Annotated in this window: 23 protein-coding genes, 1 tRNA gene and 1 pseudogene; 15 read left to right on the forward strand and 10 right to left on the reverse strand. The window is 38.8% G+C overall.

Going from position 1 to position 25,321, the window contains the following annotated elements; translation table 11 throughout:
• The first annotated feature begins 168 nt into the window (after positions 1-168).
• The 4 genes from WAE64_RS14145 (at position 169) to WAE64_RS14160 (ending at position 5,313) form a co-directional block, all read left to right on the forward strand.
• Positions 169-1,485 carry an MFS transporter gene (locus WAE64_RS14145; RefSeq protein WP_340237510.1) on the forward strand — a complete coding sequence of 439 codons (1,317 nt, stop codon included), beginning with the start codon at positions 169-171 and terminating at the stop codon, positions 1,483-1,485.
• A 256-nt stretch (positions 1,486-1,741) separates the two neighbouring features.
• A complete protein-coding gene (locus tag WAE64_RS14150; RefSeq protein WP_340237511.1) occupies positions 1,742-2,491 on the forward strand; it encodes a hypothetical protein in 750 nt (249 codons plus the stop codon).
• A 433-nt stretch (positions 2,492-2,924) separates the two neighbouring features.
• Complete coding sequence (locus tag WAE64_RS14155; RefSeq protein ID WP_340237513.1) at positions 2,925-4,040, forward strand: glycosyltransferase family 4 protein; 1,116 nt, start codon at positions 2,925-2,927, stop codon at positions 4,038-4,040.
• A gap of 88 nt (positions 4,041-4,128) precedes the next feature.
• Positions 4,129-5,313 (forward strand): glycosyltransferase, encoded by a 1,185-nt coding sequence (locus WAE64_RS14160; protein ID WP_340237515.1) that lies wholly within the window; start codon positions 4,129-4,131, stop codon positions 5,311-5,313.
• Positions 5,314-5,347: 34 nt separating this feature from the next.
• On the opposite strand, the gene WAE64_RS14165 is transcribed toward WAE64_RS14160, so the two are convergent.
• The 4 genes from WAE64_RS14165 to WAE64_RS14180 form a co-directional block, all read right to left on the reverse strand.
• The gene (locus WAE64_RS14165; protein WP_340237517.1) at positions 5,348-6,010 is read right to left on the reverse strand and encodes an endonuclease III domain-containing protein; all 663 of its coding nucleotides are present in this window, start codon (positions 6,008-6,010) and stop codon (positions 5,348-5,350) included.
• A 114-nt stretch (positions 6,011-6,124) separates the two neighbouring features.
• Positions 6,125-7,102 (reverse strand): NAD-dependent epimerase/dehydratase family protein, encoded by a 978-nt coding sequence (locus WAE64_RS14170; protein ID WP_340237519.1) that lies wholly within the window; start codon positions 7,100-7,102, stop codon positions 6,125-6,127.
• An 84-nt stretch (positions 7,103-7,186) separates the two neighbouring features.
• On the reverse strand, positions 7,187-8,173 hold the full coding sequence (locus WAE64_RS14175; RefSeq protein ID WP_340237521.1) for an alginate O-acetyltransferase AlgX-related protein: 987 nt from the start codon (positions 8,171-8,173) through the stop codon (positions 7,187-7,189).
• A gap of 156 nt (positions 8,174-8,329) precedes the next feature.
• On the reverse strand, positions 8,330-9,739 hold the full coding sequence (locus tag WAE64_RS14180) for an MBOAT family O-acyltransferase (RefSeq protein WP_340237523.1): 1,410 nt from the start codon (positions 9,737-9,739) through the stop codon (positions 8,330-8,332).
• A gap of 268 nt (positions 9,740-10,007) precedes the next feature.
• Here WAE64_RS14180 and WAE64_RS14185 point away from each other — a divergent pair.
• From WAE64_RS14185 to WAE64_RS14215, 7 genes are all read left to right on the forward strand, one after another.
• Positions 10,008-10,081: transfer RNA gene (locus tag WAE64_RS14185), tRNA-Arg, on the forward strand.
• A 619-nt stretch (positions 10,082-10,700) separates the two neighbouring features.
• On the forward strand, positions 10,701-11,510 hold the full coding sequence (locus WAE64_RS14190; protein ID WP_340237525.1) for an oxidoreductase: 810 nt from the start codon (positions 10,701-10,703) through the stop codon (positions 11,508-11,510).
• A gap of 1 nt (position 11,511) precedes the next feature.
• Positions 11,512-12,081: a Crp/Fnr family transcriptional regulator gene (locus WAE64_RS14195; RefSeq protein WP_340237526.1), complete on the forward strand. Its 570-nt coding sequence runs from the start codon at positions 11,512-11,514 to the stop codon at positions 12,079-12,081.
• A gap of 756 nt (positions 12,082-12,837) precedes the next feature.
• The gene (locus WAE64_RS14200; RefSeq protein WP_340237527.1) at positions 12,838-13,047 is read left to right on the forward strand and encodes a hypothetical protein; all 210 of its coding nucleotides are present in this window, start codon (positions 12,838-12,840) and stop codon (positions 13,045-13,047) included.
• Between the two features lie 46 nt (positions 13,048-13,093).
• Positions 13,094-13,435 carry a potassium transporter KefB gene (locus WAE64_RS14205; RefSeq protein ID WP_340237528.1) on the forward strand — a complete coding sequence of 114 codons (342 nt, stop codon included), beginning with the start codon at positions 13,094-13,096 and terminating at the stop codon, positions 13,433-13,435.
• 204 nt (positions 13,436-13,639) lie between these two features.
• A complete protein-coding gene (locus WAE64_RS14210) occupies positions 13,640-14,959 on the forward strand; it encodes an amidohydrolase family protein (RefSeq protein WP_340237533.1) in 1,320 nt (439 codons plus the stop codon).
• A gap of 118 nt (positions 14,960-15,077) precedes the next feature.
• Complete coding sequence (locus tag WAE64_RS14215; RefSeq protein WP_340237535.1) at positions 15,078-15,665, forward strand: ankyrin repeat domain-containing protein; 588 nt, start codon at positions 15,078-15,080, stop codon at positions 15,663-15,665.
• 11 nt (positions 15,666-15,676) lie between these two features.
• Here the strand turns inward: WAE64_RS14215 and WAE64_RS14220 are convergent, their stop codons facing one another.
• Positions 15,677-16,081, reverse strand: coding sequence for a hypothetical protein (locus tag WAE64_RS14220; RefSeq protein ID WP_340237537.1), 405 nt, complete (start codon positions 16,079-16,081; stop codon positions 15,677-15,679).
• A gap of 121 nt (positions 16,082-16,202) precedes the next feature.
• On the opposite strand from WAE64_RS14220, the gene WAE64_RS14225 reads away from it, so the two are divergent.
• On the forward strand, positions 16,203-16,838 hold the full coding sequence (locus WAE64_RS14225; protein WP_340237538.1) for a heavy metal-binding domain-containing protein: 636 nt from the start codon (positions 16,203-16,205) through the stop codon (positions 16,836-16,838).
• An 83-nt stretch (positions 16,839-16,921) separates the two neighbouring features.
• On the opposite strand, the gene WAE64_RS14230 is transcribed toward WAE64_RS14225, so the two are convergent.
• Positions 16,922-17,728, reverse strand: a complete 807-nt coding sequence (locus WAE64_RS14230) for a helix-turn-helix domain-containing protein (RefSeq protein WP_340237539.1) — start codon at positions 17,726-17,728, stop codon at positions 16,922-16,924.
• A gap of 75 nt (positions 17,729-17,803) precedes the next feature.
• The gene (locus tag WAE64_RS14235; protein WP_340237541.1) at positions 17,804-18,826 is read right to left on the reverse strand and encodes an SDR family NAD(P)-dependent oxidoreductase; all 1,023 of its coding nucleotides are present in this window, start codon (positions 18,824-18,826) and stop codon (positions 17,804-17,806) included.
• 405 nt (positions 18,827-19,231) lie between these two features.
• Here WAE64_RS14235 and WAE64_RS14240 point away from each other — a divergent pair.
• Positions 19,232-20,080: pseudogene (locus WAE64_RS14240) on the forward strand (PDDEXK nuclease domain-containing protein); the annotation flags it as partial.
• Positions 20,081-20,124: 44 nt separating this feature from the next.
• Here the strand turns inward: WAE64_RS14240 and WAE64_RS14245 are convergent.
• Positions 20,125-20,655, reverse strand: coding sequence for a DinB family protein (locus WAE64_RS14245; protein ID WP_340237543.1), 531 nt, complete (start codon positions 20,653-20,655; stop codon positions 20,125-20,127).
• 364 nt (positions 20,656-21,019) lie between these two features.
• Between WAE64_RS14245 and WAE64_RS14250 the strand changes: the two genes are divergently transcribed.
• A complete protein-coding gene (locus WAE64_RS14250; RefSeq protein ID WP_340237545.1) occupies positions 21,020-22,177 on the forward strand; it encodes a PKD domain-containing protein in 1,158 nt (385 codons plus the stop codon).
• 40 nt (positions 22,178-22,217) lie between these two features.
• On the opposite strand, the gene WAE64_RS14255 is transcribed toward WAE64_RS14250, so the two are convergent.
• Positions 22,218-22,766: a DNA-3-methyladenine glycosylase I gene (locus WAE64_RS14255; protein ID WP_340237546.1), complete on the reverse strand. Its 549-nt coding sequence runs from the start codon at positions 22,764-22,766 to the stop codon at positions 22,218-22,220.
• Positions 22,767-23,093: 327 nt separating this feature from the next.
• Between WAE64_RS14255 and lepB the strand changes: the two genes are divergently transcribed.
• Positions 23,094-24,251, forward strand: coding sequence for a signal peptidase I (lepB, locus tag WAE64_RS14260; protein ID WP_340237548.1), 1,158 nt, complete (start codon positions 23,094-23,096; stop codon positions 24,249-24,251).
• Between the two features lie 175 nt (positions 24,252-24,426).
• On the opposite strand, the gene WAE64_RS14265 is transcribed toward lepB, so the two are convergent.
• Positions 24,427-24,945, reverse strand: coding sequence for a hypothetical protein (locus WAE64_RS14265; protein ID WP_340237550.1), 519 nt, complete (start codon positions 24,943-24,945; stop codon positions 24,427-24,429).
• Between the last annotated feature and the right edge of the window lie 376 nt (positions 24,946-25,321).

A 25,321-nucleotide genomic window follows, 5' to 3' on the forward strand; every position in this document is an offset into this window, starting at 1 on the left:
TGGGGTCTCTACCTTGCCAAATAATATTTTATGCCGTTTTCTTTTGAGATAGCCTCCTACTGTACGCACCTTAGCAGCAAAACTGTAAGAAATCAAAGAACGCTTATTTCTTGAAACCGAATTATTCGGTGTTAGATAAATTAGCAATTAATAACACTTACCGAAGAAATGTTTCAAAAAAATCAGAAGAAAGTCCTGAATGCCTGGACAATGTACGATTGGGCCAATTCAGTACACAACCTTGTTATCATAACTGTTGTTTTTCCAATGTACTTTCTGGCTACCACATCAACCAAAGATGCCGACGGAAATGTTATCAACGATGTAGTAAATTTCTTTGGCTTTCAGGTACAAAACTCGGTTCTTTATTCTTATACTATCTCGGTAGCTACGCTTTTACTGGTATTTCTGAACCCGATACTTACACCCTTGGCCGATTACAGCGGTCGCCGTAAGTTTTTCATGAAAATCTTCTGCTACCTCGGTGCTGCCAGTTGTGCCTATTTCTATTTCTTTACTCGTGACAACGTATCGTTCGTAGTCGTGGCCTTTGGTCTTTCTATTATGGGTTGGGGCGGTAGTATCGTATTCTACAACTCATTTCTGCCCGAAATAGCCACCGAAGACCGTTTCGATAACCTGAGTGCCCGTGGTTTCATGATGGGCTATATCGGTAGCGTAATACTATTGGTTTTCAACCTGATTATGATAATGAAACCCGAGTTTGTTGGCCTAACCCAAGCCGATAGCGACTCAGGACTCACGGCCCGTATCTCGTTCCTTACGGTTGGTATCTGGTGGGCATTGTTTGCACAGATACCGTTTTATTACCTTCCAAAAGACCAGGTGCGACCACTAGCCGGCAATTGGCTAAGAAGTAGCTTTAGTGAGTTAGGAAAAGTATTAAAAGAAGTAAGACAAAATAAACTGGTTACCAAGTTTTTATTAGCCTTTTTGTTCTACGATATGGGCGTAATGACCGTAATCTACGTAGCCACAATATTTGCCGATAAAATACTACACATCGAAAAAACTGGCCTTATTGTTACCCTTTTGCTTATTCAGCTAATAGCCATTCCGGGTTCGTTTTTGGCATCTTGGTTATCGAGCAAATTTGGTAATACCAAAGCCTTATTAATAGAGATTTTTGTTTGGGGTTTAATGCCACTGGCAGCCTATTTTACCACAAGCCAATACGAGTTTTACGGCATTGCGGCCGTGGTTGGCTTGGTAATGGGTGGTATTCAGTCGCTTTCACGTTCTACGTATGCCAAACTGATACCCGAAGGCACCGAAGACACCGCCTCATATTTTGGGTTTTATGATATTGTCGAAAAAATTGCCATCACCGTAGGCACGCTTTTGTTTGGTTTTGTTGAACAGATTACGGGCAATATGCGCAATTCTGTATTGGTGATACTTGTCTTTTTCATCATAGGCTTTTTGTTGATGATGCGAATCCCATCGAGAAAAATTTATAATTAATTCAATATACGAATGTTCAAAAATCCCTATCTTTGCAGGTAGGGATTTTTGTTTTGTGACTACCCGCTTGTAACGCACGCCCTATCACTCGTTGAACACACTTTATGAACCAAACTCTGTGATGAAAAAGTATTTACCACTCTTTTTTGTGCTGTTTTCTGTTGTTGTGCCATTTGGCGCTCATTTCTGTATGTTGATTATAAAACCAATTCTACAATCGCAACCATCAAATTAATTAATATTTCAAAAAAACGCTATGCTAAGAAAATTTACTTTCCTTGCACTTATTGCTGTGTCTTGTGCAAAAGATGACAACTCTCCACTGGTTATTTCTGATGTTGAAATTAACCTCAAGTATGACAAACAACACCAGTATTCTATCAAAAGAGGTAACAAAACATTAGACAACTCGGCTGTAAAATGGGAGCTTAATGACAAAAACCTTGGAACGATGGGTACCGATGGCTTATTCAAAGCCCGCAAAGTGGGTACTTCTCATGTAAATGTTACCTATAACGGAGCTCTGGCTCAAGGCAATATTAATGTAACGCCTTACAGCAATCTTTTCACAGAACCAATAATGAAATTTGGCTCATCTATGTCTGATATTAAGTATTTAGAAAAAAGAAAGAAAATTGCTGAAACTAATAATGGAATTATGTACGAAGGTGAAAATAGTAAAATACAACGTGTTGCGTATGTATTTGACAATGATAAACTAATCACAGCTTTGGTTATTTTTAAATCAACTACCGCAGTAGCAGAAGAAGCTGGTTTATTTTACAAAGAAAGATACCCAAAAGTTGTTATTGGCGACCCATACATAATTTTTGTTGATGACGATAAAATTAAAATTGTTGGAATTGGTGTAGACGACGATTACGGTCTAGTAGCTATTTATGCACGTTCGGATGCAGGATTAAGAACGAATAGTTCTAAAGCCTTAACAGAAAAACATCGTAAAGTAATTAATGAATTAAAAGCGAAATTGGCTAGCAGTAAATAATGCTGCATAAATTGGTACAACAAATGGGCAGGTAACTGCTCATTTGTGTTTATAAGCTATTAACTAAGCTAAATATTAGCACAATGTTCTCTTTTTTTGTTAATTTTGCCCTGTATTCAGCTACTACACCCACCAAAAATGCGTGTTAGCTATTTATCAATTAGTAAAAAAGAAATTCGGTTCTACTATATATTCCGAAACTCTCGCTAAATTACCGTCAACAAACAAACCAGAGGTAGTCAATCACCTCATCGAATGGCATTAATAGTTTTTTATCTTCGATAGCCTTAAGATGTCCAAAACTAGTAATGTACAATAGCATACCTTTATTTAGAGTAGAATATTTTGTTTTTGTTTAGAATTTAGAAAAAGTGTAAGCATTTTGTATCTATTGCTTTCCTAAACATAGATACGCTTACGTACATAAGCCTTTATGAAAGTCCTTTTCGATCATCAATCCTTTTCGGGTGCAAAATTTGGAGGTGTAGCAAGATATTTTTATGACCTGATGCATAACCTGAAATACCACCAGGGGGTACAAGTTAGTTTATCATTACTTTTTTCAAATAACGAGTATCTGAAAAATGCCGACGTGAAGAAACCCATGCCTTTTGGTTATTTTCTTGGCCCGGGGCTTACCAATACCTTGTTTTCGCATATCAATAGAGCTAATAGTGCTTTTCAGATAACCCGTCATAACTACGATATTTTTCATCCGACATATTTCAACGATTATTTCAAGACATTTCTTGGTAAAACACCTTACGTAATCACACATCACGATGCCATTCCTGAGAAATTCGGCGATAAATATGCCTCGCTCGATGGTTTCACTAAAGATTACAAGCAGCGTGTGCTAGACAATGCGGCCAGAATAATTGCCGTTTCGGAAAACACTAAAAACGACCTGCTCGAAATATTTAATATTGCGCCCGAAAAAATAGATGTAGTACATCACTCAACGCATTTTGCAACTTATAAGCCTGACGACGATTTTGATATTGCAACCCCCGAAAGATACCTCTTGTATGTCGGGAATCGGGACAACTACAAAAATTTTGATGTTTTTTTGAGAGCCATAGCACCTATTCTGAAAAAACAGCCAGACCTGCACCTGATGTGTGCCGGCAACGGAAAGTTTACCGATATTGAGCAAAAGTTGTTTTATGAGCTAGGCATACACAAGCAAGTGTTGCACCAGGAAATTCAGAATGATGATGTTTTGTATCGAATCTATCAGAAAGCCACGGCGTTTGTGTATCCCTCATTATACGAAGGCTTTGGTATTCCTATCCTCGAGGCTTTTGCCTGTGGGTGTCCGGTTGTGTTGAGTAATACTTCATGTTTCCCCGAGGTAGCACAAAATGCTGCGCTGTATTTCGACCCCAAAAATAGAGAGAATATCACCCACGAGGTTGAAAGGCTGCTTGACAATGCCGAACTAAAGTTGGAACTGGTGAAAAAAGGTTATGAGCGCCTGAAAGACTTTTCGCCTGGCAATACAGCCAGAAAGACTTTAGATACATATAAAAAGGTGCTCGGAAAGTAAATCTTTTATATTTATCGCACTTGAGTTTTATCAATACAACGCTGTGTTTACAGCAGTTTTATTATTAACCGAACCGAAAATACAAATTATGCGAGTAATTATTTGTGATATTTATGTGAAATTAGTAGGGCATAATTTAGGGCATATACAAAATATATTACGTTTTTTAGAACAAAACCCAAGCGAAACCGAATATGTGTTTTTGCTGAATCCTGAGGCCAAAACAATACCTTCTATACGCACATCGGCTAAAAACGTACAGATAACTTTCTTTACCGACGAAGAATTTGCACCACATACATCGGGCATTAGCCTGATAAAATCGACCCAGTTTCTCTGGAAAACCATCACAAAATATATAAACGACTGGAAAGCCGACAAGCTTATATTGATGATGGTCGATATGTTTCAGCATACTATAGGCAGTAGCCGAACTCCCTGCCAGATTACAGGTATTATGTTTAACCCTTATCCGAGGGTGATTCCGGCGGCAGATACGCTTCGTGCCAAACAGCAAACCGCCATTACCAAAGCCCGCAAGATATTTACTTCGTGGTGGATGATACGCAATAAGCAGTTGAAGAAAGTATTTATCTTTAACGACAGGCAAACGGTAAAAAACATGAATGAAACACTGGGCACAAAAGTATTTACTTACCTGCCCGACCCCGTTTATGATTATCCATCAAGAGCCGATTTAGTAATAAGAGAAAAATATAAAATTGCTGCCAACCGAAAAATATTGCTGGCTTTTGGCATGATAGACAGCAAAAAAAATGTGGCGAATCTGCTGCGAGGTTTGCAGGAACTAACAGCAGATGAAGCCGCTAAGGCTTGTTTGCTGGTAGTAGGTAAAATAAGAGCCGAATATGAAGAGCCATTGGCCGAAGCCATTGCAGAAGCAAAAAAACTACGCCCTGAGCTTCAAGTTGAACTGGAAAGCCGATTTGTTGACGACGACGAGATGGAATCTTTTGTTGGGCAGAGCGACGTTATCTCTCTGGCCTATGTAAACTTCTATTCATCAAGCGGCGTTATCGGCTTGGCTTCAAGGCATAATAAGCCTATCATTGCCACCAAATTTGGTGTAGTAGGCGACCAAACCCGTGAATATAAACTTGGCTTAACCGTAGACGGCCACAAACCAGAAGAAATAAAAGCGGCTTTTCAGTATTTTTTAAATACTGCCAAGCCAGAATATCCACAAAGAGCGGCTCAGTTTGTAGCCGAACACACCAGCGAAGCCTTTATCAGAACATTGCTGGAGTTGTAATATATGCTTGTTGGGGCAAACTTTCAGTTCGCTTTTATCTATGCTTTGTTACGCCAACCTGCTCGCAAAACTCTAGCACAGGGCAGGTGCTGCATTTGGGTAAATTACCTGTGCATATATGTTTACCAAAAGGCATTAGCAAGCGGTTAATATCAATCCATTGCGCAATTGGTACTTTGGCTTCCAGTTGTTTAAGCGTCTTTTCAGGTTGGTTTGTTTCTACAAATCCCCAGCGATTAACTACCCGATGCACATGAATATCTACACTTATGGCGGCTTGTCCGGCTGCTACACCCAATGCAAGATTAGCACATTTAGGCCCAACGCCCTTCATGGCTGTTAGTTTTTCAAAGTCGGCGGGTAGTTTTCCACCATATTCTTCAATAGCTGTTTTAGCAATGCCCAGCATCGTATAAGCCTTTTGCTCGGGGTAAGAGCTCCCAAATAGTATTTGCGCCAGGTTTTCGGGGCTTAGTTGCAAAATTTCCTGCGGTGTGCGGGCTACTTCAAAGAGTTTTAGTGAAACCGGAATCGTAGTTTCGTCAAAAGTACGAATAGAAACAATGCAAGAAATCAGTTGCTCAAATAAAGAATTATAGCCACGCTCGGCCAACTCAAACATAGCAGCTTTCGGAAAAGGCTTAACGGCCTGCTCAATGCGGGCAAGCATAAGCGTGAGGTCAAAGTTGGGCTTCATAACAGAGTTTTGTCGTAAATATCTGAGTAACAAAAAATCTGTGCCACTTATAAATGCAAAAAAGCTGGCCAAATCAAGTTTAGCCAGCTTCTGTATATTTACAAGTCTAATTTCTTAAACCAATTCTTCTACTTCTTTAGAAGCTTGTTCCGAAATCCATTGGTAGGTTTTAGTAATACCTTCTCTCAATGATTGAGAAGGAGCCCAACCAAGTTTTTCCTGAATCAAAGCATTGTCAGAATTACGACCACGAACACCCTGTGGGCCAGGAATATTTTTGATAGTAATTTTTTTGCCAGAGATTTCAGCAATCATTTTAGCGAAATCGTTGATAGAAATCATTTCTTCCGAGCCGATGTTTACAGGGCCAGAGAAATCAGACTCCATCAAACGGCGTACACCTTCAACACACTCATCAACATATAAGAACGAACGGGTTTGTTTGCCATCGCCCCAGATTTCGATAGTACCGCCATCTTCGGCCTCAATTACTTTGCGGCAGATAGCTGCAGGTGCTTTTTCTTTACCACCTTTCCAAGTGCCTTGCGGGCCAAAAATATTGTGGAAACGAGCAACTTTTACTGTAATACCCAAGTTGCGTTGGTAAGTAAGGTACAGACGCTCGCTGAATAGTTTTTCCCAGCCATATTCGCTATCAGGTGCAGCAGGGTATGCCGACTCTTCCGAACATTTAGGGTTTTCAGGGTCAAGCTGGTTGTATTCAGGATACATACAAGCCGACGACGAATAGAAGATTTTTTTCACACCTGCTTGTTGCGCAGCGTGTAGCATGTGTAGGTTACAAAGTGCCGAATTGTGCATTACGGCCGCATCGTTTTCGCCTGTGAAGATATAACCTGCCCCACCCATATCTGCTGCTAACTGATATACCTCATCAAACCCACCTTCAACTACTTGTTTACAAACTACCGGGTCGGTCAAATCGCCGATTACAAAATCATCAGCATTTCCGTTTCCGTATTCATTATATTTTAAATCTACGCCTCTCACCCAATAACCTTCACTCTTTAAGCGATTAACCAAATGGCCTCCAATAAAACCACCTGCTCCACATACCAGTGCTCTTTTCATAGAAATAATTATATGCTATTAAGTTATAAAATAAACATCTAAATAAAGTACAAATTTAGTGAACGTAGCCGTATAAAAAAAATATTATAGTTTCTGATTTACAGCATTCACCCAAATCTGCTTCCCTTGGCAGTTCCAATGGGTATCGCCAGCATCATAAAGCATTTTTTTTGAGGTGCTTATAGGCGTATAAACATCAATAAATGGCATACGTAAAGCGGGGCTTTGCTGAATGCGTTCAATCAGGTGGTTGTATTCGCCTAGTTCAGTACCTAATATTGCGCTTTTGTTTGGGGCAATGGTAAGATATACCTCATCAAAGCCGTTTTTTTTATAAAAATCGTAGGTCTTGTTTACATTCTCTACCAAACGTAAAATTTCTTTGTCTGAAATCTTATCGAACGACGAAGTAATACCACTCGGCTTTGCATCAAGTTCGTAAAAAATATGTTTTTTATCTTTCGAAACCACCACATTACTATCGGTTCTATTAAACAGATTGTAGTTAAGCATGGCCTTCAATTCTTTGATGCTCAGAAAAAAATCAGACGAAAACAATACCGATTCGTGGCGTTCGCTACTATACCAGAAACTTGATTTAGCTTCTTTTGCCAGCGCTTTTACTGCTTGTTGGGTGTTAGGCTCGCCAATTGTTAGATTTTTGTAGGGCTCTGCAAAACGCTCTCTGAAGTGACGCTCAACAGTCTCAATAATCAGGATGTTTTTCTTGGTTTTGTCTAATTTAACAAAAGGTTGTGCGCCTATAAAGAATCGCTCAAAGCCACCGCTTACAAAATCTCTGGCTTCAATACGGCCTTCTTCTGTAAAACTATCGCCAATCAGATACAAAGTTGTATTAGGTTGGGTTATGGGCATATCGGGCTCAGGACACGTTTCTTTAGCCACCCTGAATTGCGGCAGATTTGAAAAACGATACAAATCGCCATAGCGATAATCGTCTTTTACCAGGTCTTTTTTATACAGCCATTTGGCAATATGTGGCGAAAAACCCAATAGCCACAATACCGAAAAAACGATTAATGCCGTGTATTTTATTATTTTTTGATTCATTTAAGAATATCTTTTTGGAGACATAGATAAGGCTTCAAGAAATAATTGCCTATAAAAATGCCAAATTGGGTAGAGACAGGGCATTGCCCTGTCTCTACATATATATCAAAGGCGTATTTTTTATTTTATGAAGGTTAACCAGAACCTCTCTAATTTCTAAAACTGAAAATAAATAAACTGGTTCGATTCAAATACACCAAAGAAATAACAAATTACCATTAACAAAATAAATGTTATATAAAATCTTGTGGTGTTAGCTGTATCTATAACCTTATAGAACTTTTCTTTCAATAATAAACCTGCAATCAGCAACCAGCAAAACAGCATTTCTACATGGTTGAACGGCGAATTGATAGTTGTGCCATAACTGCCAAACGATAGTATTTTCTGTAATATAATCTTGGCGTTTCCTAAACCTCTGGCCCTGAAAAACACCCAGGCGAGCATCACGAGCACAAACGTAAACAACAGGTTGAAAGGCTTGCGCAAAAAGGCAGGAATAATATTGATTTTTGTTTTGAAATACTCGTCACGCAGTTGTGCCGCAATCATATATATGCCATGCAAAGCCCCCCAGATAACAAAAGTCCAGGCGGCACCGTGCCACAGGCCGCTCATCATCATCACAAAAAAACGGTTGAAATACTTGCGGCCTTCGCTAACCCTGTTGCCGCCCATCGGAATATACAGATACTCTCTGAACCAACCCGAAAGCGAGATATGCCACCTACGCCAGAACTCCGATATTGAGGTCGAGAAATAAGGTGTATCAAAGTTTTCCATCAATTTAAAGCCCATTACTCTGGCCGTACCGAGTGCAATATCAGAGTAGCCCGAGAAATCGCAATAAATCTGGAAAGTAAAGAAAACAGTACCAATCAAAAGCGTGAGGCCGTTGTGGTCTTGCGGGTTGTCGTAGCAATAATCAACCATCAGGGCAAGGCGGTCGGCAATAACCACTTTCTTAAACATACCCCATGCAATACGCATCAGCCCTTCTTTCAGGTTATTGAAATCATACTTAAAAAAGCTATGAAACTGCCACAACATATTTTGCGGCCGCTCAATTGGCCCGGCCACCAATTGCGGATAAAACATTACATAGAGCGAATAAACGATAAAATCTTTTTCGGCCTTCTGATTCCCCCGATACACCTCAATTGTGTAGCTCATGGCCTGAAAAGTATGGAACGAAAGCCCGATTGGCAAGGCAAAGTCAAGAAAAGCAAATGGGGTAGGGGTATCGAATTTTGCTAATATAATTGCCAGATTGGTATTCAGAAAATTGTAGTATTTAAAATAAGCCAGAAAACCAATATTGGTAATAAGGCTCAGTACCAGCAACCACTTTCGTTTTGAGCCTGTGGCGTTGGCTATCCAGATACCTGCAAAATAGTCTACAACAATGGTAACAAATAAGATAAGAATATAAATAGGCTTAAAAACAGCATAAAAGTAGCAACTTGCCAGAAGCAACAACCAGATTCGGCCTCGGTGTGGTAAACTGAAATAAGCTAAAGTAACAACAATAAAAAAGAAAATGAATTGTAATGAATTAAATAGCATTCAGGAGTTTTTATAGTTCAAAAATTCAAGTTTCAAAGTTCAGAGTAATTATCAAAGTTTCAAAGGTATTTTTGCAGAGAATATTTAGTAAAAGGAGATTTTGATGAAGATTACCCACCGGTTTCTAATGGAGAAGCAAAATTAAGGAGTGATGAATCTTGATGAAGCAGAAAAGATGAATGATAAATTTACAATTTTTTTACTTGCGTTTTGAATTATAAAATGAAAACACTACATTTGCACCACAATTCGGGAAAACACCCGGAACGGATCCGTAGCTCAGCTGGATAGAGCAACAGATTTCTAATCTGTGGGTCGCAGGTTCGAATCCTGCCGGGTTCACGTAAAAGCCTTATAGTCAAATGATTATAAGGCTTTTTTATTTAACAGCTTTCTAATCTGTGGGTCGCAGACGGTCGGCCGCTGCCGTTCGAATCCTGCCGGGTTCACGTAAAAGCCTTATAGTCAAATGATTATAAGGCTTTTTTATTTAACAGCTTTCTAATCTGTGGGTCGCAGACGGTCGGCCGCTGCCGTTCGAATCCTGCCGGGTTCACGTAAAAGCCTTATAGTCAAATGATTATAAGGCTTTTTTATTTAACAGCTTTCTAATTTGTGGGTCGCAGACGGTCGGCCGCTGCCGTTCGAATCCTGCCGGGTTCATAATTGCTGTTTAAACATTCCCTTACTTACCCCCATAATAGCAGAGAATAGAGAAGAGCTGCTGTTCTTTTTTATCTTCCCTATAGCCCCTCTTTATCAGTATCATACCTTTTATAATACACGTTATTGGAGAAGATTCTGTCTTAACTTTTTACTTTGTGACCGCTGCTGCAAAAGCTTAGATATTCACATTTATTTTTTTGCTCATCAACAAACATTCAAATCGCTTTTTGCCATATGACAAATATTTTGATTTTTAAATGAGCAACCTTTGCAGGGTTAACAAAAGAATAAAGAAATGAAAACAGTATTGATAACCGGAGCATCATCTGGTATTGGAAAAACAACCGCAATTTTTCTGGCACAAAATGGGTACAATGTGTACGCCACCGCACGCAGGGTAGAAAAAATGGAAGAATTAAAAAACTTCGGTATTAAACCCCTATTTTTGGATGTTACCAAAGAAGACAGCCTTGTGGCTTGCGTGCAACACATTCTGACAGAAGCTGGCCGAATAGACATTTTAATTAACAATGCTGGGTCGGGCTACTATGGGGCATTAGAAGATATGCCGATGGCTGATGCAAAATACCAATTCGATGTAAACGTTTTCGCCGCAGCCCGCCTGATGCAATTGGTTTTACCAAGTATGCGTGCAAACAAATACGGCAAGATTGTAAATATTTCATCAATTGGTGGCAAAGTAACATTGCCAATGGGCGTGTGGTATCACGCAAGTAAATTTGCCATCGAGGGATTGAGTGATGCGCTCCGCAAAGAAGTTAAAGCGTTTGGCATTGATGTGATTGTGATTGAACCAGGCGGAACAAAATCTGAAATGACGGGTTTAGGAACCGAATACCTAAACCGTATCTCGGGCAAATCAGTATACAGCCATTTGGCAAAAGGGGTCAGTAAAATGTATGCAACAACTGAGAAAAACGCATCTGACCCGATTGTGATTGCCAAGCTCATAAAAAAAGGCATTGAGGCTAAAGTTCCTAGAACAAGATACGCAGGCGCTTCAGGTGCTAAGTTTATGTTATTTTTGAAAACAGTATTATCTGACAGAATGTTCGATAACTTGGTGATGAGCCAGATGAAATAATATGGAAACAGTAATTAACTATCTGCTGCATTTTGGAAACCTGAACCCGCAACAGATTGACTTCATAACTGAAAAAGGAAGGGCATTAACGCTTGCTAAAGATGATTATTTTTCGGAGGCAGGAAAGATTGCAAAACAGGTTGGGTTTATTCTGGAAGGTATTCTCAGGGTCTGTTATTACGACAACAAAGGCGACGATGTTACCAAGTATTTTATCGATGAAAATAATTTTGTGGTAGATTTGCACAGTTTTGATAACAAAATTCCTTCCTCAGAATATGTGCAGGCCGTTACAAACGCTAAACTCATTGTTTTTTCGAAGCGTGATTGGGAGGACATTGCCGATACCATAGTAGGCTGGGAAAATATAGTAAACAAAATCATCAAAAAATCGCTGATTCAAAAAATTGAAAGGCGTAGTCCACTGGTTTCTGAAGATGCCACCACCCGTTATTTGGCATTTATGGAAACATACCCGCAATTGGTCAATCGTATCCCACTTTCTTACCTGGCATCTTACCTGGGTATTACGCAATCGTCTCTGAGCCGGATAAGAAAAGGCATACGCTGAAAACTTGTTGGATAATAGCAAACGCCTCTTTTTAGTTAGGCTATACCGAGGTATCAGATTTTTAATCAACAAAAAAATGATAGACACTTAATAGTTGCTACTTGTGTTCGTCAATATGATTTATACAAAACTAAAATCTACACCGCTTGAAAAGCTATTAAAAGATTGCTCAATAGCTTTAGATTTATAAACAAATGGGGTCGGGTTTTGTGCCTGCGAGATTACTTAAAGGGGCTGTCTCAAAAGTTTTTTATACCAAATAATATTTGGAAAAGACCCCACCCTAACCCTCCCCAACAATGGGGAGGGGACAAAAAAGCCCCTCTCCCCACAGTTGGGGAGAGGGGTTGGGGAGTGGGGTCTCTACCTTGCCAAATAATATTTTGTGCCGTTTTCTTTTGAGACAGCCTCTTTTATTTAAACAACATTCTAATATGCAGCTCGCCGACGGGTCGGCCGTTGCTGTTCGAATCCCCAATTACTGTTAAAACTATATTTCTGACCCCAATTTTTGTGTTTTTTAGCAAATCACGGATGCAATTTGGCTTGTCAAAAAAAAAAATGCATTTTTTTGCTTTGAAATGCAAAGTACTTTTAATTAACTTTGAATCGCAAAGTACTTTTGGTGTTTCGAGAGAATCAATTTAACAATGGATTTAAAAACAAATATGAAAAAGCTATTACTTAAGACGCTGCACGCTTCAAGAACAAAACAATCTAAAGCAAAAATCTTTTCACTTTTATAAACGACAAATTATGAAAAACAAAGCAGGTAAAATCATTGGCTTCATTGTAGGCATGGGGGGCTTTCTGGCATGGTTTAAAGTATTTATATTCGACACCATTCCACGAGAAGAAGAAGTGCCACCCGGATTGGCGCTTCTTACTTCAATTTTCTGTGGCTTAGTATTGGGCTTTGCAGGTAATTTATTGCAAAATTATATACGAAAACAAAAATCAATCTGAAAAGAGACTCTGAGATCTTATAATACACTAAACAGGCATTCAAATCATGACAGCGAAAAACAATTTAACAACGCAGGGTTTTAATAATCCACTATTAATCAAAAGAGTACTTATTGGTGCAGCTATTGGCTTGGTACTGATTCTTAGCTTTGTGTTAAGAGCAACAAAACCTGTTCCGGCGCATTGGGGGCAATTCTGGATGATACAACCGCTTATTATTACCCCATTAGCCGGGGCAGTAGCAGGTGTATGCAATCATTTTCTTGATTTTCTGCGTAACGAGGGCCGCACACAAAAGCTAATTGCCAACCTATTGGCCGTGCTTATTTATATTATAGGCTTATGGATGGGTACTGTTTTAGGTTTAAATGGCACTATGTGGAATTAGTTTTGGTGATTTAAGTTTGAAGGGTCTGCTCCATTTTGAGCAGGCCTTTTTTGTTAAATATCAAAATACTATAAACCCTTTTTTTACTGAAATACATGAGTTATCGATTTAATAAACTTACCTATGCCCTTGTTTTGCCTAAAAAAACATAGCTACATTTTATAATTATGCTCAATACTTTACCTTTGAAAAAAAACGACACTGATGAGTGCTAAGAATATATCGAGAAAAGATTTTATGAAAGATTCGGCAATGGCTTTAACCGGACTTGTAGGCGCACCGACTTTGTTTTCAGATAAAAGGCCAATAGGTATGCACAATGCAAAAGAATATACACTAAAAAACGTAAGGCTCGAAACCGGATTTGACTATGAGGGCGATGAAGTAGTAGCCACTAAAACCGATTTGTTTTGTATTGAAATAGCCGACGGAAAAATAAAAAAAATATTACCCAACAACCCAAAAGCCAAAGCTATTGATGCCAAAGGTTTGCTGATGCTGCCTGAATTTAAAGATATGCACATACACCTCGATAAAACCTTTTATGGTGGGCCGTGGAAAGCTACCCGAAAAAGGCAGGGTGGGGTAAAGGGCATGATTGCACTAGAGCAAAAGATTTTGCCCGAAATGCTCAAAACCTCTACCGACAGAGCCGAAAAAATGATTGAATTGCTCCAATCACACGGTTCTGGCTATGCCAGAAGCCACGTGAATATTGAGCCTACGTCTAAACTAGATTCGCTGAAAAATCTGCAAAAGGCATTAGAGAATAAAAAAGCAGGCTTCGGTGCCGAGCTGGTGGCTTTTCCGCAACATGGCATTTTCTACACCGATTCGGCGCAGTACATGAAAGAGGCCGCCACTATGGGCATTGATTACATAGGTGGCGTAGACCCATACTCGATTGATGGGAGCATCGAAAAAGCAATGGATTTTATTGTACAACTGGCTTTAGACCACAACAAAGGTATTGATATACACCTGCACGAGTCGGGCGAATCGGGTTTGAAAACAGTTGAGTATCTGATTGACCGTGTAAACGAAAATCCGACTCTGAAAGGGAAATCGTTTATAAGCCATTGCTTTGTATTGGGGCGTATCGAAAAACAAAAACAGGAAGAAATAGCCGAGAAACTGGCCAATGCCAAAATCGGTATTATGTCTACCATTCCGTTCGGTGGGTTGCTTATGCCCATACCAACTTTGTATAAATATGGCGTGAATATCGGTACCGGAAACGATAGCATAATTGACCACTGGAATACGTGGGGCAGCGGCAGCGTGCTCGATAAAGCAAAACTTATGGCACAGTTATATGGTTATAATACTGAGTTCGACCTTTCGAGGAGCTTAAAACTGGCTACTTACAATGTATTGCCGCTCGACGATAAGGGGAATCGGCAATGGCCAAAAGCAGGCGATGCCGCCGATGTAGTGCTGATAGATGCCAGTTGCTCGGCCGAGGCGGTTTCGAGGGTATCACCCGTTAAATCATTGATTCATCAGGGAAATATCGTTTACTGAAAAATCGTTTAAGCGTATGTTCTGGACAAAATCGGGAAGCATTTTTTTTCTATTTTTATATTTATGCCTGCAATCGTGCAATAGCAGCGCAGAGGTAAACAACCAAAACAATCCACAAATGATAATCATTGAAGCAGTTGAGACAGGAAATGTAGCAAAAGTTGAAAATGAATTAAAAAAAGGTGTAGATGTAAATACCACCAACAAAAACAAACAATCGTTGCTACTGATAGCCACACACCGAAACGATGTAAGGATGGCCGAGCTACTGGTCAGGTACAGGGCGAACGTTAATCAGCAAGACCAGATACTTGACTCGCCGTTTTTGTATGCGGGTGCAGCGGGGCATCTGGAATTAATACAATTATTTCTAGCCAATGGCGCACGTTTCGATGTATTCAATCGCTACAATGGTACAGCCTTGATTCCGGCCTGTGAGCGTGGGCATATTGCAGTAGTAAGAACGCTGGCTAACACAAAGGGCTTCCCGATTGACCACATAAACCGATTAGGTTGGACTGCCCTGCTCGAAGCCGTGATACTCGGCAATGGCAGCAAAACTTATTTTCAGATTGTGGAAATATTGATTGAGGCCGGAACAGATGTGAACATTGCAGATAAGGATGGCGTAACGCCATTGCAACACGCTAAGTCAAGGGGTTTTACACAGATTGCCGAATTGTTGTCAAAAGCAGCTCAAAAGTAAATAGCAAGCATTTAAAGCCCCTGATAAACTCTTTTCTCGAGCCAAACGAGGCTGATTATCACAAGGCATTCAAGCAGAAAATAAGCCATACCTAATGGTGTAAGCCTGCTATAATAATACCATACCAAAGCAATTGTAAGGCCACAATAAAGCAGGTTTGCCACCATGATTATGTTTAAAAAACTTCGCCATCGGCTTTTAAGCAAAACATAACACGCCAACGAGTAGAGCATAAATACGCAGGCTACCGCAGCCAGGCAATGTAATACATTTACGGGCATACCAAAATAGACTTCAAAATTTGTAAGCACAAATGCCAGCAGTATAGCTGTAAGCATAGCCCCAAGGCCATCAATCAGAAAAATGGTTTTAGGTTTTGTTGTGAGGGTTTTTAGCATTGGGTTGGTATAATTCATCGATTAACTTTATGAAATGGTCTCAAATTTATTGAACATTTCTAATCATGAATCTTTTTTATTGTAAAAAGAGGTATTTTTATCACCATTACTCATCTTTAAAACCTATCAAATTTAAACAATGGAAAATTGTCCAAACTGCGGTGCTAAAATAAACCCAAATTCTTTTTTTTCTCCGAATAGCTTATTATCACAAAAAGAAATTGATTTAATTAACTATTTTACTGAGGATAAAATAGAGGGTTACTGTACTAATTGTGGTTCACAACCATTTCAAGAAGCGTTAGCTTCGTTGAATCTTGAGATTGAAGAAATTAAAGAGAAACAAATAAACGCATTGAGTAATAGCGTCTTATGTTTAAATCTTCAATCACCTTTAGGATGGGACTATGACATAGTAAATATAGTTACATCCAAAGCTACTATAGAATCGAATTTTCTTAGGGGTTTAACTCAAGAAATCAATGATTTATTCGGAGTAGAATCAGGTGTTATATATAAACGAATATCAGAAACTGAAAAAAACTGTTTAGATATGCTAAGAATTCATTGTTTAAGGTTTGGGGGGAATGCGGTAATTGGTGTTAATATTAGTTATTATGAAATAGGTGAACAAAAGAGTTTAATAATGATTTGCATCACAGGTACTGCAATTAAAGTAAAAAATACTTCTGTATTTCCAGAAGAGACAAGAAAAGGGGTAGAGGATTTTAATTTTTATACGCAAAAGCTATGGGAGCTAGAACAAATAAAATAGCTTTAAGTGATAAAACATAAATTGAAAATAAATCCACACGCAGAAATAAAATATCATTGAAAGTTAGCGTGTGGATACAATTTTTACTTCAACAAACTCTGCGGCGGATACCCGAAATGATTTTTGAAAGCATACGAAAAATGCGATAGATTCTCGAAACCTACCTCAATATACACATCGCTTGGTTTGCGTTGTTTTTCCACAATATGGTAATGCGCCAGTTGAAGCCGTTTTTCATGTAACCATTTTTGAGGTGTAGTCTGAAAAACCCTCGAAAAATCACGTCGGTAAGTAGATAGACTACGGCCAGTTAAGTACGCAAATCTATCAAGACTCATGTTAAACATATAATGCCGCTCCATAAAATCAGCAAGATTTATTTTGCCCGGCTCTTCAAAATTGGCTAAAATTCCATCAACACTTTTATCGATTGAGCGCAAAATACTTATGGCCTCTTCAATCTTCACGTCAGCCAATTCTGCCGGAAAATCTTCCCCTAAATCAAAATAATAAATCAGCGATGCCAGACAGCTTTGCAACAAAGTGTGTTTGCTAAAACTATATACTTTTTGCAAGGGCTGCGAGCGACCAATGGCTTTGTGGCGGGCATAAAAATCTTTTAACTTTTTTACGGTAAGATACATAGCCACCGCCTTGTGCGGCTTACCATCTTTCGGGTAATTAATAACCGTTGTTAACTGATTACGAGGTATCAGAAACACATCGCCGGCATTAAAAGTATAAACCGCATCGGCTTGTATAATCTTGGTTTCGCCCGATATAAACCAAACCAGAATATGATGCTCAAACATCACTTCGGTTTTAAAAAACTTTCCGCTAAATTCAGATAGCTTAATATCAGGGGCAATATAATGTGTTTCAAATTCCATGATTTGCTTGGTAAATAAACCCAAACCGAAAGTAATGATTCGGCTTGGGTTTTCATCATTTTTATTTTCTATTTCTTAATCAACCCTAAAAACTACCCCTGTCAATTCCTCGCTTAAAGTCCATAAACGTTGGGCATTGTCGGCATTTACTGAGTAAGGTTTTACCCCTCGCAACGAGGCTGGGTTGGCATAATCATGGTTTATATTGCCTTCGTCTAAATCTGCAATGTCGCCATTTTCGCAATAAACTCCGCCAATGCCGTTTAATTGTGGACTTGTGGCACACCAAACTGTTGTAGCCGCTCCTTGTGGAATAGTTTTAAGTGTTGCCGCTACCTCGGGTTTAATGTTTCCGGCCTCGTCGTGCGTACCCATATGCTGAAACAAGGCCATTGGCGCCACCCGCCCCAAGTCTGTACCATTTACCGAACCCGGATGCACCGCAAAAGCCCTCACATTAAAAGCCTTGGCTCGGTGGTCAAGCTCAACAGCAAAAAGATTATTAGCCGTTTTAGATTGCCCATAACCCTGCAAAGTTTCATACTCACGATTCAGAAAATGGGGGTCGTCAAAATCAAAAGGTGCCATCTGATGTCCGAACGAAGAGACACTTATTACTCGTGCGCCGCCGCTCGCTTTTAGTGCAGGCCATAGTCTGGCTGTTAACTGAAAATGCCCCAAATGATTGGTAACCAGTTGAGATTCATAACCTCGGGCATCTCTTATCAGCGGCACCCACATAATACCCGCATTATTTACCAGTATCTCAAGCGAACTGTGAGTGGCCAGAAATTTCTCGGCAAAGGCATCGATAGAATTGGCATCCATCAAATCCATCGCTTCAATACTTACATTGGCTATACCTTTTAAGTTATTCGCTGCTTTGTTCACATCTCTGGCAGGTGCAATTACTTTAGCTCCTGCGGCTACAAAAGTCTTCACGGTTTCGAGGCCGATTCCGGCATAGCCACCAGTTACGATAATAGTTTTGCCACTAAGGTCAATACCTTGTATTACCTCATTTGAGCTTGAAAAAGCATTAAAACCTGAGTTAAGAGGTTTTTGTGAAATTCCGTTGTAGTTATCTTTTAATTCCATCTCGTTAAATAATTTAATAAGACAAAATTAGTGGGTGCTCATGAAACAGATTTTGCTCAGAAAGTCAAATTGCTTTGTTTTAAACGTCAAGTTTTGAATTGACGGAATATTTCTCTGAAGTAAGGATTGGAAAAATAGGCGGCTCGTGCATACAACTATTTCAAGCTGTTCTCTCATTAATAATTACCATCTCTAAAGGAGCTTAAAGGTCTAAATAGTGTATATTTGTAATGACAAACAAGTTATACAATGATTGAGTCAATATCTAAAAACCTATTCATTAAAATATCGGCTTTACTAGAAAATTCTCAAAAGCAGGTATTAAATTTAGTTAATCAGACGATGGTTCTTACATATTTTGAAATTGGGAGGATGCTTGTAGAAGAATAACAAAATGGAAAAGAGAGAGCAAATTATGGAAAGGCCTTAATCTCTGATATTTCAAAAAGGTTAACTCAGAATTTTGGTAAAGGTTTTTCTGAGACTAATCTTAAACAAATGCGGCAATTTTATTTAATCTATTCAAAAAGTCAGACACTGTCTGACGAATTTAAATTAAGTTGGTCTCATTATTTAAAATTAATGCGTATTGAAGACGATAATGAACGTAAATTTTATGAAATAGAATCAGTAAAAAATAATTGGAGTTTAAGGGAATTACAACGACAGTATGATTCTGCCTTATATATAAGATTATCACTTAGTAGAGATAAAAGTAAAACACTGGAGTTATCAATTAAGGGGCAAGTTATAGAAAAACCTAAGGATGCTATTAAAGACCCTTATATATTAGAGTTTTTAGGTTTGCCTGAGAAATCAGTATATTCAGAGAACGATTTAGAACAACGCCTAATAGACAAATTAGAACATTTTTTATTGGAATTGGGTACAGGGTTTACTTTCGTTGGAAGACAAAGTCGTATTACTTTTGATGAAAGGCATTTCAAAATTGACTTAGTATTTTACAATAGAATTTTGAGGTGTTTTGTATTAATTGATTTAAAAATAGGTGAACTCAAACACCAAGATATAGGTCAGATGCAAATGTATGTTAATTATTATGATAGAGAAGTACGCTTGAAAGAAGAGAATAAAACCATAGGTATTATTTTATGCCAAGATAAAAGCGAAACAGTAGTAAGATACACATTGCCAGAAAATAATGAACAAATTTTTGCAAGTAAGTATTTGACAGTCTTACCTAGTAAAGAAGTCTTAAAAAGATTAATTGAAGAAAATGGGTCCGAATTTTAAATATCGAAAGTGGGCTTGGGAAGTATTTCCTAAGCTCACTTTTTTTACCACTCCACCGCCGCATTTCCATCAATAAGCCAGGCAAAGCCATGAATGTTTTTGGCTTTTAGTCGCTCAATAATCTGCGCTGTGTGGTGCTGAATATGTCTGATATTTGTGAGGTGTAATTCAAGCCTCGTAACCGGATACCATTCAAAACCAGAAGGCTCCTGAATGGGTAATGCACTGATGTTTTGGTGTAGATTTGCCACAATATCATCAATAAAAGCAATTAATTCGCTTGGGGTATGCGTGCCCTCAACAATAACACCCTCTTCTGGGTGTTCCCACTCATTGACACCACTCAAACTCTCAGCACCTCTGATGGCGTTTTCCCAGAGCACAAATGTTTCGGGCGAAGGCGACAAATACATTTTTGTGCCATAAAGTGTATGAAACGCCAATTGCCATGTCGGCTTATTGTATTCCTTGCTGTTCCAGTGTTCTGCCGGTACTTTCTCAAGGGCATTGCGAAGCATTGTCAAAGCCGCTTTGTATTGCGATTCTAATACTTCAAAAATTAGTGTGTTTTCCATTTTTCTCACGTTGTCTTTTCAATTATGACACAAAACTACCAAGTGTGGCATCAGCGTGTGCTCTGCTACCCACCTAGAAATGGCTGATAAAATCTTTAAGCAAATTGCATGGGGGAATAATACAATAGCTCATGTTAGCGTATGATTACCAAACAATTTAGACCCTTATTTTATGCTAAACAAATCTTTTAATTCCTTATTACTTAGGTTACCAATTTGGATTTAACAAATTACTATAATTGCTTTCAAAAATCAATTTCAGACCGTTAAATAACTAAATTGCCATTAAATAAGCACTTGGTTTGATGTTGAAACCTACCTATAATTTAAACATTATATTTATGCTGCAATATCAACTTACAGCATGAAAACCATACTTATTTTATTGTTTGCGCTGGGCTTTCTGAGCGCTTGCAAAAAAACAAATACAGAAAATGTTGTCCCAGAACCCGAATTAACAAAATTCTTTAAGAGCGAAAGCACGGTGAGCTATGAAAGAAATGCACAAGTGAATATTCGTGCAAATATTCTGAAACTTAAAAAGAATACCTATGTAAGTGTAGATTGGGGCGATGGCAATAAGGATTCTGCCAACTTGATTCTGGGCGAAATAGACCCGGCAATTTCTTATGTTTCTTTCTCGCATAAATATCAGAAGAATGATAATTACAAAGTGCTATTAAAAGCAGTAAATAGCAGCATGACCGACACCCTAAGTGTGCCAATAACTATCACTAACAAAGAAGTGCCACCCGTTGCCGATTTCTCTTACGAAATACTTGAGGGTGGTAGGGTGAAGTTTAAGAATCTATCGAAAGGCAACATTGCTACATATTATTGGAGTGATTCAAAAGTAGGTTATTGGACTTATGAACAAGAACCCCAATTTATTTACGAGCTCAATGATACCTATAGTGTATCGCTTACCGTGAATGATTCTTTGGGGCAGTATTCTACAATTGTAAAACAGATACCTATCATTAATGCTAATGGAAGGCAATTGGCTAGCTTTAAAGGTACTATTTTCGGAAAAGATTATGATTGGATTGAAAATAATGTAGATTGCCGTGCATTTTTGCGTGAAATAGACCCAGGCCGTACAGCCCTTATTAATTATTTTACGAAAAGCGTTAGCCCCGATGAACACTGGCAGATAAGCGTGGTAGGCACATTTTATGTAATGAGTGCTATGTATTTCGACCCGGTTAAGAGATATACTAAGTTTAAAGAAAACCTGACCGTGGGCGTAAAAAGTGTAGGGAATCAGGGCACAAACCAATGGAATGCAGGTATATATCTGCAAACCCAAGCAAACGACGGATTTAGATATAGGTTTTTTAATGATGACCCAAATGCTTCTATTGAGATTACAGAAGTAAAAGAGGTCGACCAGCCCGGTTTGTTTAAAGATGTTTATAATAAAGCATTCTGGGTTACATTTAAACTCAAGGCCGAGTTTAAAGATTTGGGCAAAATAGAGGGTACGCTTAAAACACGCTATATGGTTTATAGAATCATGTGATGAAATAAATAAAAATCAGCCAGATAAAGGCGTAAAATCATCAGACTTTACGCCAAAGTGGTTGCTCAACCAAAACCTTTTCATAAACAGGGCATGATTCTGTGTGTGCTCCCGGCAGATACCCGATACTCATCAGAAACTCGTTTACAATCTCGCCACCCGTAAAGCGAAATGTTTTCTTAAACAACTTCACCCATTCTTCTTTTGTACGAGGGTGGTTGGCTTCCAACCATTTTTCGAACGAACCATGCGATTGCTGTAAGCCAATAATGGTACGGGCGTTTTCGATGGCTGCATTAATTTTTAGTTTATTCCTGATTATACCTGCATCGGCCATTAGTCGCTCACGGTCGGCTTCGGTGTAGTTGGCTACCACTTCAATATTGAAATTATCGTAAGCGGCTCTGAAAGTCTGTTCTTTTTTAAGAATAGTTTCCCAACTTAGGCCCGCCTGATTAATTTCAAGAATCAAACGGCCAAAAAGCTCGTTGTCATCATGTATCGGGAAACCATAATGATTATCGTGGTAGTTTTTGTGCAATTCTTTCTGCGCACCACTCATGCGCTCAATATAAAAACAGTATGACATAGGGGTATAAGTTTTAGTCTGCAAATATAAGAGTATGCTGTGTAACAATAGCTACACGAGATGAGGAGTATGTTTGAGTTTAAGAAACTGTTTGAGTTAATCTTATTGAATTGAAAAAGTCGTTTTTTATTCAATACTTCGCTTTAAAAATCCTCATTTAGCTCTGCTAAACTCCGGTTTTTAAATCTCGTCTTGAAGTAAAAAACGCTCTTTTTCATTTTCAAAATTTAACTCAAACAGTTTCTTAAATTGAAAAAATAAATTTCCCCATAACTAAACCATTTCTTTGCTTATTTGTCAAAGCCAAGCAATCTTATTTAAAAGCTAATGACCGACAAAATACCTACTACCGAACCCCCAAAAACTGCTGTACAGAAACCCAAAAAGAAATCTCCTTTCAGAGAGTGGCTCGACTCCGTTGTATTTGCCGTTGTAGCCGCTTCACTTATCCGTTGGTTATTGTTTGAGCCTTACACAATTCCGAGTGGCTCAATGGAAAATAGCTTGCTGATAGGTGATTACATTTTTGTAAGTAAATTTCATTATGGTACTCGCACCCCAAAAACTATTCTGCAAGTACCACTCACACACCAGAAAATATGGGGTACTGAAATTCCGTCTTTCGTTGATTGGATTCAGTTACCGCAATTTCGTTTACCGGGCTTTACACATGTAAAAAATGGCGATGTGGTGGTGTTCAATTACCCGGGTTGCCCCGAAAGACCCGATGATTTTGGTGGATTTGATAAATATCCGGTCGATTTACGAACCAACTACATCAAACGTACCATCGGTATTCCGGGCGATGTGGTCGAAATGAAAGAAGGGCAAACCTTTGTAAACGGTAAAGCGTTTGCGCCTGTACCCGGCTTACAGATGGAGTATGAAATAGAAACCAATACACAGATAAACGAAAAGATTTTTGTAAAAAATGGCATTACCGAGTTTGGACAGATGATAAGTGCCGACGACAAAACGCTATATATGGTAAAAGCCACCGAGCAGGCCATAAAAGATTTAAAAGCCCTCGATTTTGTGAAAAACGTTCGCCCATTGGTGCAAGCGCAGGGCGATACCAGCAATCTGAACAATAATATATTCCCGTATAATTCTCGCCTGTTCCCATACAATCGTGACAATTTTGTGCTTACTGTGCCGAAAAAAGGCGTTACGATTCAATTAGATGAAAAAAACATTGCCATGTATAAAGGTATTATTACAACCTTCGACGGAAACGATGATGCCAAATACATCAACGGGCAGATAGTGCTCAATGGCAAGCCTATTACTTCTTATACTTTTAAGCAGAATTACTATTTCATGATGGGCGACAACCGTCATGGCTCCGACGATTCCCGTTTCTGGGGCTTTGTGCCCGAAGACCACGTGGTAGGTAAAGCTGTATTAATCTGGATGTCTATCGACCAGAACGGTAGTTTCCTGAATAAAATCCGCTGGAATCGTTTGTTTAGTGTTATTAAGTGATGAGCAGAGGGCAAAGGGGTAAGGGCGCAGGGTATTGAAAAATGAGGGAAACTTTTATTATTATTAGTTTAAAATTCCCCTCATAAATAGGCTTTGATGCAGTACTTGCTAATATTACTCTATGCTATTTCCCCTTGACCCTATGCCCTCTGCCCCATGCCCTCTGCCAATTAAATCATTTCGCCCAATCAGGCACTGGTGTTTTAGGATTGAAAAGCTCGGTAACGTAGTAATCTCGGCGCATAGTTTTGTTACAAGAGTTATCGCCTTCAATAGGATAGATGCACGGCTCATAATGCCCGTTGCCTTCGGTACTCATAATGCTACTTGGTGCCTTATTAGGTAAGAGGTCATCACGATGTAGGCGATTCAAAAAGCAATGGCCTAATTCATGAAACACTAATGCCTCACGATTTTGATTGGGGGCATTTTCCCAGCATGCCAGATTAATCACAATTTCACGCTGCCCGTTTTTATCGCTGGCAAAGTGCCCGCAAACCTCCCGACTTTCTCTCTCGAATTTCATTCTAAGATTCTCAGGCACAATCTCAATGTTATGCTTCTTGGCTTCTGCCACAAAAGTAGCCAGAAAAGGCTGTAGTTTAGGGTCTATCTCATAAACCGTTGGTATTGTCTCTTTCTTGCTACAAGAGAGGCTAATTAGGAGTAGTAATAGTAGAATGGTCTTTTGCATAATTTTGTATATGTTTTCGAATAAGTAAAGAGAAAATATTAATTGTTATTAAAACTTTGAACCACAGAGTTGCACTATGTTTTGCACAGAGTTTCTCAGAGTGATTGAAATCTGAATTAAAATAACTCTGTGCATCTCCGTGCTTAACCGGGTGTCGGTCGCTCTGCGTAACTCCGTGGTAAAACGGCTCGCTGCGATATTGTTAATTAATTTCGTCTCCGTACTTATAAAAATATAATTTGAAAAACTCATTTTGAAAAATATATCAAGTGCTATCTCTTACGGTCATAAATAATTATAATTTAAATCCGATTAAATACTACTTTTCTATCTTAACGTCATCGAGTAAGGTTAAATAAAAATGTTTTATGGTGTA

The organism is Emticicia soli (assembly GCF_037860775.1).
Classification (GTDB): Bacteria; Bacteroidota; Bacteroidia; order Cytophagales; family Spirosomataceae; genus Emticicia; species Emticicia soli.